The sequence below is a fragment of the Desulfoplanes formicivorans genome, assembly GCF_001748225.1.
GTDB lineage: Bacteria > Desulfobacterota > Desulfovibrionia > Desulfovibrionales > Desulfomicrobiaceae > Desulfoplanes > Desulfoplanes formicivorans.
Genome location: NZ_BDFE01000015.1, coordinates 147,327 through 164,775 on the forward strand (window position 1 = coordinate 147,327; position 17,449 = coordinate 164,775).

At 56.1% G+C, this 17,449-nt stretch carries 14 protein-coding genes; 5 read left to right on the top strand and 9 right to left on the bottom strand.

Annotation, left to right across the window (positions count from 1 at the left end; genetic code table 11):
* Positions 1-64: 64 nt before the first annotated feature.
* The 4 genes from DPF_RS05640 to DPF_RS05655 all read right to left on the bottom strand — a co-directional run bounded on the left by DPF_RS05640 (position 65) and on the right by DPF_RS05655 (position 5,966).
* Entirely contained in the window at positions 65-1,774 is a 1,710-nt protein-coding gene (locus tag DPF_RS05640) for a sensor histidine kinase (RefSeq protein ID WP_069857910.1), read from the bottom strand.
* A gap of 106 nt (positions 1,775-1,880) precedes the next feature.
* Positions 1,881-3,086 (bottom strand): response regulator, encoded by a 1,206-nt coding sequence (locus DPF_RS05645; RefSeq protein WP_069857912.1) that lies wholly within the window; start codon positions 3,084-3,086, stop codon positions 1,881-1,883.
* Positions 3,087-3,198: 112 nt separating this feature from the next.
* The gene (locus DPF_RS05650) at positions 3,199-5,370 is read right to left on the bottom strand and encodes a SulP family inorganic anion transporter (protein ID WP_069857914.1); all 2,172 of its coding nucleotides are present in this window, start codon (positions 5,368-5,370) and stop codon (positions 3,199-3,201) included.
* A complete protein-coding gene (locus DPF_RS05655) occupies positions 5,367-5,966 on the bottom strand; it encodes a TetR/AcrR family transcriptional regulator (protein ID WP_069857916.1) in 600 nt (199 codons plus the stop codon). The genes DPF_RS05650 and DPF_RS05655 overlap by 4 nt, the downstream gene beginning before the upstream one ends.
* A gap of 297 nt (positions 5,967-6,263) precedes the next feature.
* On the opposite strand from DPF_RS05655, the gene DPF_RS05660 reads away from it, so the two are divergent.
* Positions 6,264-6,647: a hypothetical protein gene (locus DPF_RS05660; RefSeq protein WP_069857918.1), complete on the top strand. Its 384-nt coding sequence runs from the start codon at positions 6,264-6,266 to the stop codon at positions 6,645-6,647.
* Between the two features lie 133 nt (positions 6,648-6,780).
* Here DPF_RS05660 and DPF_RS05665 read toward each other — a convergent pair whose 3' ends face one another.
* Positions 6,781-7,110 (bottom strand): hypothetical protein, encoded by a 330-nt coding sequence (locus tag DPF_RS05665; RefSeq protein WP_141721065.1) that lies wholly within the window; start codon positions 7,108-7,110, stop codon positions 6,781-6,783.
* Positions 7,103-8,233: a response regulator gene (locus tag DPF_RS05670; protein ID WP_069858760.1), complete on the bottom strand. Its 1,131-nt coding sequence runs from the start codon at positions 8,231-8,233 to the stop codon at positions 7,103-7,105. Before DPF_RS05670 ends, DPF_RS05665 begins: the two co-directional genes overlap by 8 nt.
* A 210-nt stretch (positions 8,234-8,443) precedes the next feature.
* On the opposite strand from DPF_RS05670, the gene DPF_RS05675 reads away from it, so the two are divergent.
* The 4 genes from DPF_RS05675 (at position 8,444) to DPF_RS05690 (ending at position 14,422) form a co-directional block, all read left to right on the top strand.
* A complete protein-coding gene (locus DPF_RS05675) occupies positions 8,444-10,213 on the top strand; it encodes a 4Fe-4S dicluster domain-containing protein (RefSeq protein ID WP_069857922.1) in 1,770 nt (589 codons plus the stop codon).
* 160 nt (positions 10,214-10,373) lie between these two features.
* On the top strand, positions 10,374-11,222 hold the full coding sequence (locus tag DPF_RS05680; protein WP_069857924.1) for a CoB--CoM heterodisulfide reductase iron-sulfur subunit B family protein: 849 nt from the start codon (positions 10,374-10,376) through the stop codon (positions 11,220-11,222).
* A gap of 131 nt (positions 11,223-11,353) precedes the next feature.
* Complete coding sequence (locus tag DPF_RS14495) at positions 11,354-11,572, top strand: FAD-dependent oxidoreductase (RefSeq protein WP_501161664.1); 219 nt, start codon at positions 11,354-11,356, stop codon at positions 11,570-11,572.
* Between the two features lie 129 nt (positions 11,573-11,701).
* Complete coding sequence (locus tag DPF_RS05690; RefSeq protein ID WP_218069963.1) at positions 11,702-14,422, top strand: FAD-dependent oxidoreductase; 2,721 nt, start codon at positions 11,702-11,704, stop codon at positions 14,420-14,422.
* Positions 14,423-14,461: 39 nt separating this feature from the next.
* Here DPF_RS05690 and DPF_RS05695 read toward each other — a convergent pair whose 3' ends face one another.
* The 3 genes from DPF_RS05695 to DPF_RS05705 all read right to left on the bottom strand — a co-directional run bounded on the left by DPF_RS05695 (position 14,462) and on the right by DPF_RS05705 (position 17,414).
* A complete protein-coding gene (locus tag DPF_RS05695; RefSeq protein ID WP_069857930.1) occupies positions 14,462-15,382 on the bottom strand; it encodes a dihydroorotate dehydrogenase in 921 nt (306 codons plus the stop codon).
* A 95-nt stretch (positions 15,383-15,477) separates the two neighbouring features.
* On the bottom strand, positions 15,478-15,744 hold the full coding sequence (locus tag DPF_RS05700) for a hypothetical protein (protein WP_069857932.1): 267 nt from the start codon (positions 15,742-15,744) through the stop codon (positions 15,478-15,480).
* A gap of 65 nt (positions 15,745-15,809) precedes the next feature.
* On the bottom strand, positions 15,810-17,414 hold the full coding sequence (locus DPF_RS05705) for a DNA repair protein RecN (protein WP_069857934.1): 1,605 nt from the start codon (positions 17,412-17,414) through the stop codon (positions 15,810-15,812).
* Positions 17,415-17,449: the final 35 nt, after the last annotated feature.

Below are 17,449 nucleotides of genomic sequence, written 5' to 3' on the forward strand. Positions count from 1 at the left end.
CCGGGACCCGAAACGCGGTCCCCTGGTATTGAATCCTTTGGTCTCTTTTGCCTGAATCCGGCGGCTATCGCTTGATGGGCAGTTCGATAGTAAATGTTGTGCCCTTGCCCGGTTCACTTTCCACATGAATGGTCCCCCCGAGTTTTTCCACCAGCCCATAGGTGATGGAAAGACCTAGCCCGGTCCCCCCCTGGCTGGTCTTGGTGGAAAAAAAGGGCTCGAAAATGCGTTTGATGTTTTCCGGACTGATCCCCTTGCCGTTGTCGGCAATCATCACGGCCACGCGGTTGGTGTCGATCTTTTGCAGTTCGATATTGATCCAGCCGCCATCATCCACCGCGGCAAAGGCATTGTTGACAATATTCAGGAAAACCTGCTGGAGCTGCCCCCGGTCACTCTGGATTTCAGGCAGATCCTCATCCGCGTGAAGACCAATATGGATATCCCTGTATTCGGCCTCCTTTTTCAAAAATCCGAGCACTTCTTCCATAAGGGACGTCAGATCAAGGGACTCCACCCGCACATCAATGTGCCGGGCAAATCCGAGCAACCGATGGGTAATGGTGCTGCACCGTTCCACCGACTCGATCACGGAATCAATGAGGCCTATCAATCGGGAATCCGCCTTGTACTCCTTGGAGTAGGTCAGCAGATCCTTGATGAGACCGCTTTTCTCGTTGATGATGGCCAGGGGATTGTTGATTTCGTGGGCCACGCCAGCAGCCAGTCTGCCGATGGACGCCATTTTCCCGGTGTGTTCGATGCGCCGCATGGCAGCGGCCCTGGTCTTGTCGGCCATGTAAATACGGTTGACCAGAAAGGTGACCACCCCGAGGATGACAAAGAAAATAAGAACAACACTGGCCCCAAGGATGATGAGCACCTGGGTGCGCAGCTTATCCCAGCCGTCGGCCTCGCCGCCCTGCTCCCGAAGCAGCATGAAAACGAACGGAGTGTCCGGAATATAGGCATACCCGGTAACCCAGTCCGTAGTCTGAATGATCTGGGTGGTTGTGGAATACGGGGGCACCTGAACCCCGCTGGGTTCCAGCACCTTGCCGTGGATGCGCGAGGGCGTCTGGAGCACGCCTTGCTTGTTGACGATAAAGGCGTCCCAGCCGGGCCGGATATCCAGGTGTTCCACCAGATCATAAAACTCACTGGTATCAATGGTGGCCCTGAGGATGAAAAAAGAACCATCATCCTGCTGGTGTTTCACGGCGATGATAAAATGGGGAACGTCCCGGAATCCCCTGAACACGTCACTGATATAGATGCCCCGGACAATGACCTCACCAAACCAGCTCTGATCCTTGTAATTTTTGTCCTGCAGGGGATAGGGGCCCACATAGGCCCGCTGGACCCCATGGACATCAATGACCCCCAGGTCGATGAATCCGCCAAAGGATTCTTTCAGATGGACAAAAAGCTTACAGAGATGACGATTATCCGTCAGCTGTTCAAAGGAATTGTCTTCCACCAGAAAAGTCAGGGCCGAACGGCGCTCCTCAAGGAAAAAGGAGACGCTTCGTTTGACATTGGAGACAAGCCTGGACACGGGATAGACCATCTCCGAATAGATGGTCTTCTGATACTGATTGAGGTTCATGACCGTCAGCAAAAGCAAAGGAAGGATGGAAACCGTGGTCGTACTGATGATGACCCACCACCAGACACGACGATAACTGAAAAGAGAGGGGGTGCTTTTACCGGGCTCGGTCTCCCTCCAGAACGGGGGCAGCAGCCTGTACAGGAATGCGGGGATGTTTTTCATGGTCCGAACCCATAACCTGAGGTAGAGGTCTTGTGCGTGCGCGTCCGGTCAGCCCGGTCCCGAACCTTCTTACCGATGGCCCGGGACCGGGGTGCATCCATTTTGCCTAGGACTGGGCGTACTTGGCCTTGGCGGCTTTAAGGGTTTCAGCCAGCTTGTCGATATTGACAGGTTTTTCCAGATAGGCAAAAGCGCCCATCTCCATACACTTGGCCCGGTCTGCTTCGGAACCATGTCCGGTGAGGATGATCACCTCCACCCGGGGATGCTCTTTCTTGATCCGACGCAGCACCTCATAACCGTCCACGCCGGGCATGCGCAGATCCAGGACCATGACCTCGGGTTCTTCTTCCTGAACAAAATCCAGGGCCTCTTTGCCATCATAAACAACATGGGAACCCATGTCCCGCATGAGCATGCGTTCGGACAGGGTTTCCACGAATTCCCGCTCATCATCCACAAGCAACACCTTGGTGGGTGTCTCGAAATCGTACCGCCTGTAGACATCATTGCGATAAAAATTGGGACCCACCTTGGTGTAAACGGCCTTCACCCCTTCCACCTCCGATGCGATCTGCTTGAGCTCGTCTTCAAGGCGGGAAAGCATGATCACGTTCTTCTCGATGACAATGGTCACGTCGCCCTGATCCGCGGTCACCTTCATGCTGTGGCCGGACTTGGCCAGAGCCAGTTCCACCTTGGCAGCCAGCACGAAATCGGCAACCGCCTGGCGACTTTTCTCGGTGGACCTTAAAATCTCGTTATTGACCGATTTCACGATGATGTCCACACATTCGGCACGTTCCTTCTTGTCCGTGGGAATGATGATATCATACAAGGACGCGTCCCAGGGCTCCTTGTGGAAAAGATGGTCTGTCCAGTAGGCACAACTTTCATCATGCCTGAGAATGGCCTTTTGAGCCTCTTTCTCGCTCAGTCCCGTGGCCTGGGCCACTTCGAGACGTGCTTTGCGGTCGGCAATGAGACACACCTTGAGCACATGGGAGACGGATTCCGGAATCAGATGTCCCAAAAAACCGTAGTACACGACGTTTTCCCTGGCCAAATCGCTGGCCATGACGGATTTGAGGTAGGCCACGCAGCGGGCCTTTTCGTGGGTAAAGGAATCAAAGGCCGAGGGTTTTTCGTACACGGCCCGGGTGATCTTGTTGGCGGCGATATTGAAACGTTCGCTGGCCTTGGTAATGAGATCCTGATCATACACCAGTTCGTAGCCAAGGACGTCGGCCACGGTGGTGCCGATTTCCTTGGAATGAACGAAATTGCCGTGGAATATCGATATCGAAGGCATGAGCATCCTCCTTTGGAAGAATGGGGTTGCACGACGCTGCAAGGGTCCTTGGCACGAACCCCCTGCAGGCCGCGGCTTTATCATGGGATGACACGAGTTATCTTCAATCCGGTCAGGCCGGCTGTTTGGTCTGACGATCCCCGTTTCTGGGGATGTAGCTCACCAGGGGACAGGCACAACCGTCCTCATCGTGGGGATGAACCGAGTTGTACAGGCCTTTGATGGCTCCTTCAAGGGTCGAATAGATATTTTCCTCGCCGATCTTTTCCAGAAGATGGGTCCGTTTCATGACGTCAAGAACCCGTTCCTTGACCCCGGAAAAGGAGATGCCCCTGCCCGTGCTTCGGACACGTTCCACCAGAAGGGACAGGGCTTCTTCACCTGATGCGTCCATTTCGTTGATTCCGCTGGCCGATATGTGAATATGCCGAAGATGGGGCATGGAACGCATGATTTCCGTGACCTGATCTTCAAGATAGCTGGCATTGGCAAAAAACAGCGGTCCATCAAACCGGATGGTGGCGATGTATTTGCATTCGTCAAGAACCGAAGTGTCCACGCATTGCAGGGAGGAATCCTTGCCCATGGCCAGCTTGGCCACCTTGGGCCGCATGCTCTTGTACAGGAACACGCCAAGGGAAAGGATCACCCCGATCATGATGCCCTTGTCCAGATGGGGGGCAAAAACCAGGGTGCACACAAAGGTGAAAATGGAGATGGCCCCGTCATACCACTGGGCCTTCCAGGCATGAATGAAACCGGAAACATTGATCAGGCCAATGACCGCCATCATGATGACTGCAGCCAGCACGGCCTGGGGGAGATGGTAGAGAAGCGGGGTGAAAAAGAGCAGGGCGATGACAACGGTCAGGCTGGTGACAACGCTTGAAAATCCGGTCACGGCCCCGGCCTGGAGATTGACGGCCGAACGGGAAAAAGATCCGGAAACCGGATAGCTTTTGCCAAAGGCGCCGATGATGTTGGCCAGGCCCTGACCAATGAGTTCCTGGTTGGGGTCCAGACGCTGACCTGTTTTGGCGGCCATGGCCTTGGCAATGGAAATGGCCTCCATGAACCCGAGCAGGGAGATGATGGCAGCAAACGGAAGCAGGGTCAGGATGGTGCCCAGGGAAATGGAGGGGATGCTCATGGTCGGCAGCCCGCGGGGAACAACACCCACAACCGCGCCCCCCCCCATGAACCGGATGGCATCATCGTCGAGCAGGGCATTGCCGACCTTGACCCTCCAGGTCCGGCCATCGTCCTGCATCCCGGCCGGGACCTGGTCCCGGAGATAGAAAAGCAGGGAGCCTTCGGGCTGTTTTACCCCGGCGAACAACGCATTGCGAATCTGTTCCCGATACAAATGGGCCTGGGATTTGGCCTTTTCGATTTGGGCGCTCACAATGTCGATCTCATGCTGCTTGTCCAGATAGTCAATGGATCGAACGCCGCTCTGTTCCTTGATGGCAACGAGCTCCGCCGTAAGCTGGGCCCGCTTTTTGCCGTATGCAGCATTGGCTGCAACAGCCTGATTAAAGGCATCAATATGGGTTCGCACCTCCGGAGCCATGATCTGATCCACGCGTCCCGTGTAATCATGCTGAAACCCGAGCATCCAGGAAAGCAGGGTGGTCACCACTACGGCCACCAGCACGTTGGGGATTCTGGGATTGATTTTCTTGAGACCGTACATGATCCCGAAAGCCAGCACGGCCATGGCCAGGGTGGGCCAATGGGTGTAATGGACAGCAGCCTTGCAGACCCGCCAAATGGTTTCATAATGATGCGAGGCCTTGTCCACGTACACGCCAAACAGTTTGGAAAACTGGGATGTGGCAATGATGATGGCCGCAGCATTGGTAAACCCGTTGACAACCGGATGCGAAAGAAAATTGACCACCAACCCCAAACGGAGCACGCCCAGAAGCAGCTGGAAAAGCCCCACGCTTAAAGCCAGTAAAATGGCGTAGGCAATGAACGCCTCGCTTCCGGCCGTGGCCAGGGGTTCCAGGGAAGCGGCCGTCATCAGGGATACAACCGCCACCGGTCCTGTTGCCAGCTGACGACTTGATCCGAACAGGGCCGCGATCATGGGGGGTAAAAAGGATGCATACAAACCATAATATGCGGGCATCCCGGCCAGCTGGGCATAGGCCATTGACTGAGGGATAAGAACCAGGGCCACGGTCAGGCCTGCGACCATGTCCAGCTTGAACTTGCCCATGGAATATCCCTTGAACCAATTCACACAGGGAAAGACCTTGGATACGACAGCAATCATACCTGCACCTCGTCACAACTGTTGGCTAGAATTTTCTTGCACGCCTGTAAAATGTCAAAATACAGGGAATGCACAGGGAAAATGTTCTCCGCATTGAATCGCAACAAGCCGTTGAGCATCCCGAAAATAATGACCGCAGTCTTGGATGGAGCAACATCACCAATGGATCCGTCTTGCTTGCCGATGATGATTCCCTCGCTTATTGCATTCAAGAAACAATTGTAAATGGTTTCAATGGTTGTCCGACAGGCATCGTTCACCGAAGCCAATTCGTACGAATGACTGCGATGAAGCAGGGCAAGTTCCATCCCCCATGCTTCGGACAGGTAAAAATACACATTGATGACAGCCTCGACCATTTCCAGACCTGTATCGAACTGCCTGTTGTTGATCTTATCATCCACTTCATTGATGATAAGTCCCTTGGCCCTGTTCAGGGCACACAAAAAAACATCCTCCTTGTTTTTGAAATGGTGAAAGATAGTTCCTTCCGCAGCCCCGGAATGCCGGGAGATTGCCGAAATGGATGTATTTTTGAATCCGTTGGTGGCAAAAAGCCGGGTCGCGGATTCCAAAATGTTTTGCTTGAGTGACATGGTTTCTCCTTCCAATTCCCGAGTGAGCGCTCGGTCGCTTTTTTCCCTTGTGCGAAAATGGACAAGCGTGTCAAGCATTTTTTTCGGATTCCCATGCCCATTTGCAAAGCTCCGGACGGTTCGGGAAATCCGTTTGCAAAAAAAGAAAAAACATTTTAGGAAAATGCAGCAAGATGAGCTTGTTGAAGACCAGAAACGCACAACGGCCTGCCGCAAACACCTCTTGACAAGATCATGGCATCGGCACACAGAGCGTAACGATTCCGTTGTTTACCGATCACAGCACGCGAGGAAGGTATGCCCCCAGAACGGATCAGCCCCATCAAGGCCATCCGCAAGACATGTCTGTTATGCCAGGGTGGTAGCAGAAAATTCGTGGCCGAGTGTCCGGACAGGACCTGCCCCCTGTATCCCTATCGTTTTGGAACCCGCCCGCAAGGGACACGTGCCAACCTGCTCAAGGTGATCAGAAAGTACTGTCTGCGCTGCGCGGGATCGGCAAGGGGAGCCGATGCATGCACGGCATCCACCCACGTGGGAAACATGGATCCATGCTGGCTTCATCCCTACAGAAAAGGCAGAGTGGCGGTGAAAAAGCAAAGGCACCGCAAACCATCCCGGCAACCAGCACGCAGCCGGCCAAGGCCCCCCGAACGCGAACTGGCTCTGCCCTTGCAATGACACACCTGCGCCCATGCGATAGAAACTTCATACCATTTCCATAACAAAAAAGCCCCGATATACGGGGCTTTTTTGCAGGAAAAAACGTTTTATCCTCTAAGCGGGGTCAGGATGCACGCTCCCTGTCAGCACGTCAGAAATCATCCGGACAGGCCGTGATATATCGGGCCAGGGCCGCGCTGGTCACGGGTTCGTCCATGGTACAACACCAGCGGACAAAGCTGGCGGCATCCACATCCACCTTGCACGTCCTTATGCCGGCGCGATGGATGGACGCCAGGCTGGATTTGGCCTCCCTGCGCCATTGACCGTAGGGCATGTGGAACCTTGGGTCGCCACTGTGCTGTCCCAATACAAGCCATTGGGACCGGGAAAACCAGGGGACCCTGACCACCAGATCATCCAGGGTGGAAGATGCAGGCCCATCATTGCCTGGCACGGGGGAGGTCGGTTTTCTAGTCATCGCTGAAAAGCGGGGGATATACCGAGACGTACCGGTCGCCAAGGGAATAGGTCTCCGAAAGAATCTTCAAGCGGTACAAGGTGGCCTGGCTGACCACATGCCCCTTGGCAATGAGCAGATGTCCCCCGCCCTTGACGGCCAGGTCCTCGGCAAAAATCCAACCTTCCTGCAGATCCTTGAGCTTGTGGGAACGGACCCCCTGCTTGCGGGACGTGGTCACCAGACGGCAAAAACGCTCAAGCACCTCGGGGTGGTAGAGTCCGGCATTCTTGAGCATGAAATCAACGGCATCCGCAGTGAGCATTTCCTGCTGTTTCAGGGCATCGAAATCCAGACAGACCCTGAGCATATAGGCGCCAATGGGAATATTCTGATCCGGCTGAAAATCCGCCTTTTGCAATCGGATCATGTCTATGACCTTTTCAAGGCGCGGGATATCCGAAAGCAGCCAGGCCGCGGCCTCGGGATGCTTTTCCACGGCCACGGCCACCTCGGGAGCCATGTCCTGATCATCCATGTGCGAGTCAGGCCCAAGCGAGGTCACCGAAACCCAGCCGATCTGGGAAAGCAATGCCGCCAATTCGTATTGCCAGACCCCGTGCAGCCCGAGTTCCCGGGCCAGGGTGATCATCTGTCCCCGAATGCGCTCTCCCCTGCCAAAGGCGGCTGGATTGACCAGGGAAAGGATGTTGGAAAGCACACGGATGGTTCCCCGCAAGGTTCCCTTGAGAACCTCTTTTTCGGCCCGTATCAGCCGATACTGGGCCACCCCGGCCTCCAGGTTGGCAATCAGGGTTTCCTTGGGACAGGGCTTGTTCATGAACCTGAAAATCTGCCCCCGGTTCACGGCCTCTATGGCCGAGTCAAGGTCCCCGTATCCGGTCAGCAGCATGCGCACGGTCTCGTCGGAAATCTTTCGCACCTGTTCCAGAAAATCAATGCCATCGGCCCCAGGCATTTTCAGGTCCGAGATGACCACGGCGTAGGGGCCGTCACTTTTGAATTTCTTCAATCCATTGAGGGGACCTTCAGCAATATCCACGGTGAATTTTTTCCGCAGTACCAGCTTGATTCCGCGCAACAGATTGGGTTCGTCATCGACAAAGAGAATTTTTTCTTTCATGATAGCACCAATGCCGTTCAGCATGAGTTGCGGTATCGGTTTTGTGTCCGGCATCCTGCCATTAAGCCTTTTGATAAACGTTAGCAAGCCGAGTACAACTTGCCGGGCAAGACCCCTTTGGACGGGATGTGAAATTTTTCTTTTTCTAGACGCATTTTTTCTTGCCCTTTATCCGACAATGGCTTTATTTTAGCAGAGGAGCCCTTGCGCATGACCCTTTCGACACTTTTCTGGATCGCGTTTGCCCTGTTCATCGTGGGCCTTGGCGTCACTGTTTCCCGCTGGTTCATTCCCTCCGTCCTGGGGACTCCATCTCCCTACGGGGCCGGAAGCCGTGTACGCGCCGTGCTCAAGGGAATGCTCGGCTCCCTTGTCCCTTGCAGACTCTTTGCCCTGGGCAGGGCGTTGGTGGTGGACATCCTGTTTCTGCGCCCCCTTTTCAGGGCCAGCAAACTGCGGTGGGTCGCCCATCAGCTCATCTTCCTTCCCTTTGTTCTTCTCCTCATCTTTCACGCCCTGGCCGGTGTGGTCACGGAACATCTTTTTCCCGACTACCAGTCAACCCTGAACCCCTTTTTCATGGGCCGGGAAATCCTGGGGATCATGATCCTTGCCGGGGTCGTTCTGGCCGTCTTTCGGCGATACATCATCCGGGAACACCTGCTTCTTTCCAATGGTCAGGATCTTTTTGCCCTGGTCCTCCTGGGGGTGATCATGCTTTCGGGGATCGCCCTGGAAGGCATGAAAATGACTTCCCAGACGGTTTTCATGGACATGGTGGAAGAGTATGCCGCCATTGACACCGAGGACGACCCTTCGGAACTGGAAGCCCTCACGGCCTATTGGAGCGAGGAGTTTGCCCTGGTTGCCCATGGACCGGTCACCATGTCCGACGCCGCCCTCACCCAGGGCAAGGCTCTGCACGAAGAATATTGTGCCTCCTGCCATGACGCCAACACCTCGGCATTTGCCGGATACGCCGCAGCCAGGGCCATGGCGCCCATCGCACCGGTTCTGGATCGCATGGGCATGGTTTCCCTGCTCTGGTATATCCATGTGCTTTCCTGTCTCCTCGGTCTGGCAACCCTTCCCTTGACCAAATTCCTGCATATCCTGACCACGCCCCTGAGCCTGCTGACCAGGTCGGTCATGGGTCCCCAGAGCCATCCGGCAGCCCTGGCCGTCCGCCAGGCCATGGGGCCTTTTGCCTGTACCCATTGCGGCGTCTGCAGTCAGCATTGTTCGGCCATGGTGGCGGCCAGGACTCTGGACAATCCCCTTATTCTGCCCGGTGAAAAAATGCAGTACATCAAGGGGCGTTCTCCCTCCAGACCCATCCCGCCTACAGCACGCAAACAGCTTGCCCAGGGCATTTTCGTCTGCACCAGTTGCGCCCGCTGTTTTGAGGTCTGTCCCTCGGGAATCGATATGGCCACCCTGTGGATGGACCTGCGCAAACATCTCCTTGAGGCCGGAGACGTTCCCCTGGCGCTCCTGTCCCCCCTGGCCAGTGTCCCGGCCCTGACCAGGGATACAACCCTGCACCAGTACATGGACAAGGCGACCAGCCAGGGCCTTGCCCGGGTTCAGGACAATTTTGAATCCCTCATGGACCCGCAGGCCCCCCTGCTCCTTCAGGAACGCGAAGATCCTGATGCAGCCAGCCTGTCCAGAAACAAAACCTTTTCCTATTGTTTTGTCTGCCAGAACTGCACCACCATCTGTCCGGTGGTGGCGTTGTATGAGCACCCCCAAAAGGAGCTGGGCATGCTCCCCCACCAGATCATGTGCTCCCTGGGGCTGGGGCTTACGGAAATGTGTTCCAAGTCGGCCATGATCTGGAAATGCACCACCTGCTATCAATGCCAGGAACATTGTCCCCAGGATGTACGTATTGTGGACCTGTTCTACCGTCTCAAGCATGCGGCCGTGAAAAATGCCGAATCCGTCCACAAACCGGATCGGATCAGGCTGGATTGAGACCTCCACGGCCATTCCCGCGGACCAGAACGTGGTCTACCCATGACCGAACCGTCCCGTTTGCACCAGGGGACCCTGTTGTCGGGACACAACCACCTGCGCACGGTGTACAGCCACACAACCATTGACCACCTTGCCTATTTCTGCAGGATATATTGCCATGAACCAATACGCGCTTTTTCTCGGATGTCAGATCCCTGCCCGGGTTCAGGGCTATGAACGTTCGGTCCGTACGGTGCTGCACAAGCTCGGGCTGACCATTCTGGACATCCCCGAGTTTACCTGTTGCGGCTACCCGATGCGCAATCTGAACAGAATCGCCTTTCTGGCCTCGGCTGCCCGGAATCTGGCCCTGGCCGAGGCCAGGGGGCGCGATGTCCTTACCTTGTGCATGTGCTGTTTCGGCACCCTGAAAAAGGCTGAACAATTCATGCAGGAAGATGCCGAGCTCAAGGAACGGGTCAATGCAGTGCTGGCCGAGGAAGGGCTGCACTATGCGGGAAAGACACGCATCCGTCACCTGTTCAATGTTCTCTACCAGGAAGTGGGCTTGCAAACCCTGAATCAGGCAGTGTGCGCACCCATCAAGGGCGCCCGCCTGGCCATCCATTACGGATGCCATGCCCTGCGCCCCAGCGACATCACGCTGTTTGACGATGCCATTGCCCCCTCCATCCTGGAAGAAATGCTTGAAATCACCGGCGGAACGCCTCTTAAATGGGATACCAAATACGATTGCTGCGGAGCGCCCCTGCTCGGCATTGACAACGATCTTTCCCTTGGCCTGGCTCGCAGGAAACTGGCCCTGGCCCATCAGCACGGAGCCGACTATCTGTGCACCGGATGCCCCTATTGCCACCTCCAGTTCAGCAATCTGACCCCGGACCAGGAAACTCCCTTGGTCCGTCCCATCCTGTTGACCCAGATCATGGGATTGGCCATGGGGGCGCGGCCCGAGGAACTCGGCCTTGAACCGGGATTCACCCTGGTTTCGACCGACCAGACCTGAAGGACAGGTTGAAGCGTTCAGGGCCCCGGAACCCGAAATTCCAGGAGACGCCCCGGCAACTGACGGATTTTATCACAACATAACCTCATAACATCACGCATGAGCCCCTGTCTGCAGACGCAATACATGAGCTGCATACAGCAAGCACTCTACATAATCGGAGTTTTCCCATGGCGGACAACATGATCGGCGCGGTAGTGGTCGTTGGTGGCGGGATCACCGGCATGCAGGCCTCCCTGGATCTGGCAGATGCCGGATATTACGTGTACCTGGTGGAGCGATCCAGTTCCATTGGCGGGATGATGTCCCAGTTGGACAAGACCTTCCCGACCAATGACTGTGCCATGTGAATAATCTCACCCAAACTGGTCGAGGTCGGCCGGCACATCAACATCGAACTTCTGACCCTTTCGGAAGTCACTGCGGTTACAGGCAAAGAAGGCAATTTCACGGTCAGCATACTTCAGCATCCCAGGTATGTGGACCCGGACAAGTGCATTGCCTGCGGACTGTGCGCGGAAAAATGTCCCAAAAAGGTTCCGGATGAATACGATGGCGGGCTGTCCAAGCGCAAAGCCATCTATCTCAAGTACGCCCAGGCCGTTCCCCTCAAGTACGCCATTGACGAGACCCAGTGCATCTACCTGACCCGGGGGAAATGCGGCAATTGCGCCAAAATCTGTCCCCAGCATGCCATTGACTACACCCAGACCGCCACAACCATCGAACTCAACGTGGGCGCTGTGGTTTTGGCCGAGGGGTGCGTGTCTTTTGATCCGGGCAAACAGGATATCTACGGGTACACCCGTTCGCCAAACATCCTGACAAACCTGGAATTCGAACGCATCCTGTCGGCTTCAGGGCCCACCAACGGGCATCTTGTCCGCCCTTCGGACGGAAAGACCCCCAAAAAGATCGCCTGGCTCCAATGCGTGGGCTCCAGAGACCGGCACAAGGGGGCCAACGGGTACTGCTCGGCGGTCTGTTGCACAGCGGCCATCAAGGAGGCCATGCTGGCCAAGGAGCACTGCACGGATTTTCTGGATGCGGCCATTTTCTATCTGGACATCCGGGCCAATGGGAAAAACTTTGAACAGTATTTCAACCGGGCCAAGGATGAAGCCGGTGTCCGGTTCATCAAATCCAAGATTTCCGAGATCTCGCCCCTGGATGCCACCGGCCGCCACGCCATCCGGTATGTGGACGAGGCCGGTGAGATCGCCGAGGAACATTTCGACATGGTGGTCCTGTCCGTGGGCCTGAGCGCCAATGCCAAAAACGCGGACCTGGCCCAAAAGATGGGTCTTGATCTGAACCATTACCGGTTCGTGACCACATCATCCTTTGCCCCGGTGCAGACATCCCGTCCGGGCATTTACGTATGCGGATCCTTTCAGGCTCCCAAGGATATCCCATCCTCGGTCATTGATTCCAGTGCGGCTGCTGGCGCCGTGGGCAGCAGGCTCGCGCCGGCCCGGTTCACCCGAAGCAAGACCCGGGAAGAACCACCCCTGCGCGAAACCCGGGGAGAGCCCGTGCGCATCGGGGTCTTCTTGTGCCGCTGCGGAACCAACATCGCCGGTGTGGTGGACATGGACCGCCTTGACCAGGCGGTTCAATCCCTGCCCGGGGTGGTGTATGTGGGCACCAACATGTTTTCCTGCTCCCAGGACACCCAGGAAAACATCTCTCAGGTGATCCGGGAAAAAGGGATCAACCGGGTGGTAGTGGCCGCATGTACTCCCAAAACCCATGAGCCCCTGTTTCAGGAAACCCTCATCAACGCGGGCATCAACAAGTATCTCTTTGAAATGGCCAATATCCGCAACCAGTGCTCCTGGGTGCACAAGGCTGATCCCCGGGCTGCAACAGACAAGGCCATTGACCTTGTGCGCATGGCCATTTCCAAGGTCGCCCTGCAGGAACCCCTGGAGGAACCGCGGCTGACCATTGCCCAATCCGCCCTGGTCATTGGCGGGGGCGTGGCCGGCCTGGAAGCGGCCAAAAACCTCGGGGACCAGGGATATACCACCTATCTGGTGGAGCGTTCCGACCGTTTGGGGGGCAAGGCCTGGTTTCTCCAAAGAACCTGGCGCAAGGAAGACGTGCACGCCTATCTCCGGGCGACCATCCAGGCCGTGGAAAACCATCCCAACATCACGGTGCTCAAAAACACGCAGATCACCAATGCCTCGGGATTTGTGGGCAATTTCGTCACCACCATCAATACCGCCGGCGCTGTCAGTGAACTGCACCACGGGGTGACCATCATTGCCACCGGGGCCGAAGAGCTCAAACCGGACATGTACCTGTACGGCAAGGACCCCAGGGTGCTTACGCGTCTGGATCTGCACAAGAAATTCATCGACGATGAAGAATCCCTGGCCAAAACCGATACGGCCGTACTCATCCAATGCGTGGGTTCGCGCATCCCTTCACGCCCCTATTGCTCCAAGCTCTGCTGCACCCAGACCATCAAAAGCGCCCTGCGCCTGCGGGAACTCAACCCGGACATGAACATCTACGTTCTGTACCGGGACATGCGGCCCTACGGCTTTCAGGAGGACATTTTCCGCCAGGCCCGGGAAAGCGGGGTACACTTCATCCGCTACTGCTTTGAAAAACCCCTTTCCGTCACCCGGACAGCCACAACCCTGCAGATCGATTTCAATGATTGCGTGCTCCGGCGCAAACTGCGCATCCAGCCGGATCTTCTGGTCCTGGCCACGGCCATTGTGCCGGAAAAGAAAAACGCCCTGGCCAACATGTACAAGGTCAGCCAGGACGAATACGGGTTCTTTTCCGAGGCCCATGTGAAACTGCGGCCCGTTGATTTTGCCACCCAGGGCGTGTTTGTCTGCGGCCTGGCCCATGCCCCCAAGCCCATTGATGAATCCATTGCCCAGGCCCAGGCTGCGGCCGCACGGGCCGTCACCCTGCTCGCGGCCCGGGAAATCCACAGCTCGGGAAGCGTGGCCCAGGTCAATCCCGGGTATTGTGTCAGCTGTGGCGTGTGCGTAACCGTCTGCCCCTATGGTGCGCCCATGTTCGACGCCCAAACGGGCAAGGCCACCATCCAGCCCTCCTTGTGCAAGGGATGCGGTCTGTGCACGGCGGCCTGCCGGTCCGGCGCCATCCAGCTCAAGGGATTCACCGCCCCGGAGATCATGGCCGAGATCAACGCCTTCATGGATCATTGACCGGATTGCCGGGCAGGGGCTTTTGAGCGCCGGTGTTCATCATCCGGTCGTTGTATCAAGCTGGCCCCGAAAATCATCCCATGAATCAAGACCCATTTTCCGGGCTGTTTTCCGCATTTTCTCAGCCAAAGAAAAGGCAAACCCCGTCCCAGTAAACGAACCCGTTCCCACCTGCACGGCATGGGCTCCCACCAGAATGAACTCCAGGGCGTCCTCGGCACACATGATCCCCCCCAGGCCCATAACAGGAATGGAAACAGCCCTGCAGGTCTCATACACCATGCGCAGGGCCACAGGATGAATGGCCGGGCCGGACAATCCTCCGGTCACATTGCCCAGAAGAGGTTTTCTGGTCCGGATATCAACAGCCATGCCCGTAAGGGTATTGATCAGGGAGAGCCCGTGAGCCCCGGCATCCTCAACAGCCCGGGCAATAACCGTAATGTCCGTGACATTGGGGCTCAATTTGACAATGACCGGTTTGTTCCCGGCCCGCTGACACACCGCCCTGGTCACCCGTGCCGCCTGCACCGGATCCTGACCAAAGGCGGCTCCGCCTTCCCGCACATTGGGACAGGAGATGTTCACCTCAAAGGCTGCAATGCCCTGTTCTCCCGCCATCATGTCGGTCAACTCCCCGAATTCCTCACAGCTGTGAGCATACAGGTTGGCGATGACCGGTGTCTTTTGCCAGGGCAAAAGGGGCAGTTTGTCACGCAAAAACGACTCCACACCAATATTTTGCAAACCAACGGCATTGAGCATCCCGCACGGGGTCTCGGCCACACGGGGAGAAGGATTGCCTTTTCTGGGGGCCAAGGAAAGCCCCTTGACCACAATCCCTCCCAGTTGCGACAGATCCCCGAACTGCTGCAGTTCGACACCATAGCCAAAGGTTCCGGATGCCGTGATCACGGGGTTCTTGAGATGCAACCCGGCAAACTCAACAGAAAGATCCATACTATATCCTTGCTCCACTGCATGGCACACCAGGCAACGTGCCCAGTCCCATCACCATGTCAAAAAAAATCATGATCAAGTGACCGCATAGATTGTTATTTTTTCCCGAACAAGACCTCGCTTTCATCGGGATGGATCATGCCCATGGCGGTCATGCGGACACGCACAAATCGGTAGTCCCTGATGAGGGGGTAGACCATGACCATGCGCAAAAGCACCAGCCACAAGGGTTTGCCCAGGACCGAAGCAAACCGACCTTCCCACCATTGGTTGTTCACACCGAAATGACGCGTTCGCAGGACAAGATGGACCCCGATCCGCCAATGGGCCAGGGCAAAGCGCAGTTTTCTGTCATCAATCATGCGTGCTCTCGTAGGCAAAGGTTGGGGCATGACTAGAGCCACAACCCCCGTTGTTTGTGATCCATCTATCCAGTTTTTCCTACCAACTCCCTGGCCAGCATCATCCCCTTGTCGCCGCCCCCGGCCATGCGGGCCAGCTCGGCAACAATCTCCTTATCCTTGAGGCGGGAACACAGGGTAAAGGTCTTGCCGTCCCGGACCTGTTTCTGGATATGAAAGTGCCGCTCGGCCATGGCCGCCAGTTGAGGCCAATGGGTGATCAAAATGACCTGCTGGCGCCGGGCCAGATCCTGAATGCTTGCGGCCACCTTGTTCAGAGTGATCCCGCCGATGCCCGAATCCACCTCATCAAAAAGAAGTGTGGGCATATCCCTTTCCGCCCGCAGACCGACAACAGCCAGCAGAAAACGCGACAACTCCCCTCCTGAAGCGATTTTATCCAGGGGCTGGGGGGGCTGACCCGGGTTGGGCACCCAGAAAATGCGCGGACGTTCTTCAAAAATGTCGGGATGAATCTCTTTGCGCTCGATTTCAAAAACAAGTTCAAGCTTGTCTGAAAAGCCCAGATCCTTGAGACGGTCTTCCAAACGCTCCTTCAAAACCTTGGCAGCCTGTGACCGGGCCGTGTTCAGCTGCTGGGTCAGGGTGGCAAGGTCCTGGGCCAGATCCATGCGCTTGCGTTCCAACTGCGTCAGCTGCAGATTGCTTTGGTCAAGAAAGGCGATGTTGTCTTGGATCTCCTGCTCAAGCTCCAGAATCCGGTCCAGGGAACGTTTGAGGCGACGCTGGAGCTGGGCCAGTTTCCATAATCTGGACTCAATGGCCTCCAACCGGGCCTGATGCTCAAAGTCCATGGGTTCACTGCGCAGCTCGCGGTCCAGTTCCAGAACGGACTGTCGAGCATCCTCCATGTGCGAGGCATATTCTGCATACCGCTCGTCAAGATCGGCCAATGCCTGCACATGGCTTTGCAAAACCCCCAGCCCTTCAAGCAGGGAAAACTCCTGGCCGTTGATCACTTCAAGGGATTGATGGATCATTTCCCGGGAATCCGCCTGGGCCTGAATGATCTTCTTTTCAGCCAGCAGGGCTTCTTCCTCTCCGGGCTTGGGAGCAACCTTCTGAATCTCGGCCTGCTGGTATTCCAGAAAATCCCGCTTTTCCTCCAGTCCTCTGACCCGATCCCTGATTTCCTGCTCCTGGGCCAGAATCTGGGCCATTTCCCGGACCATCTCCCTGTGTCGGACAAGGAGGCCGGGATCATCGAGAAAACCGTCCACAATGTGTACGTGATAGGCGGGCCGAAGAAGTTTTTGCTGACCGTGCTGACTGGTATGAATGAGCAGACTGGGCCCAAGGGCCTGAACCTTTTCCTGGGAGCCCAGTTTGTCGTTGATATAGATGCGGCTGCGCCCGGTCTCGGCCAGGATCTCCCGCCGAAGGATCACCTCCTGGCCATCAAGGACAAAAATGGCCTCCACCTGGGCCTTTTCACACCCCGACCGGATCATGGACGAGGAAATCCTTTCGCCGAGAATAAAATCAAGGGCACTGAGGATAAAAGATTTGCCGGCCCCGGATTCGCCGGTAAGCACGTTCAATCCGGCCACAAAATCCATTTCCACATCCTCGATGAGAGCGAGGTTTCTGATACGTAGGAATTCGAGCATGATTTACCTTGGAGACACTATCCGTTGAAAGTACT

Coding starts and splice junctions, on each gene's coding strand:
- DPF_RS05705 (WP_069857934.1), bottom strand. CDS start 17,414: ATGCTCGAATTCCTACGTATCAGAAACCTCGCTCTCATCGAGGATGTG.
- DPF_RS05695 (WP_069857930.1), bottom strand. CDS start 15,382: ATGGATCTTTCTGTTGAGTTTGCCGGGTTGCATCTCAAGAACCCCGTG.
- DPF_RS05665 (WP_141721065.1), bottom strand. CDS start 7,110: ATGACTAGAAAACCGACCTCCCCCGTGCCAGGCAATGATGGGCCTGCA.
- DPF_RS05650 (WP_069857914.1), bottom strand. CDS start 5,370: ATGATTGCTGTCGTATCCAAGGTCTTTCCCTGTGTGAATTGGTTCAAG.
- DPF_RS05680 (WP_069857924.1), top strand. CDS start 10,374: ATGAACCAATACGCGCTTTTTCTCGGATGTCAGATCCCTGCCCGGGTT.
- DPF_RS05670 (WP_069858760.1), bottom strand. CDS start 8,233: ATGAAAGAAAAAATTCTCTTTGTCGATGACGAACCCAATCTGTTGCGC.
- DPF_RS05700 (WP_069857932.1), bottom strand. CDS start 15,744: ATGATTGATGACAGAAAACTGCGCTTTGCCCTGGCCCATTGGCGGATC.
- DPF_RS05655 (WP_069857916.1), bottom strand. CDS start 5,966: ATGTCACTCAAGCAAAACATTTTGGAATCCGCGACCCGGCTTTTTGCC.
- DPF_RS05640 (WP_069857910.1), bottom strand. CDS start 1,774: ATGAAAAACATCCCCGCATTCCTGTACAGGCTGCTGCCCCCGTTCTGG.
- DPF_RS05660 (WP_069857918.1), top strand. CDS start 6,264: ATGCCCCCAGAACGGATCAGCCCCATCAAGGCCATCCGCAAGACATGT.
- DPF_RS05645 (WP_069857912.1), bottom strand. CDS start 3,086: ATGCCTTCGATATCGATATTCCACGGCAATTTCGTTCATTCCAAGGAA.
- DPF_RS05675 (WP_069857922.1), top strand. CDS start 8,444: ATGACCCTTTCGACACTTTTCTGGATCGCGTTTGCCCTGTTCATCGTG.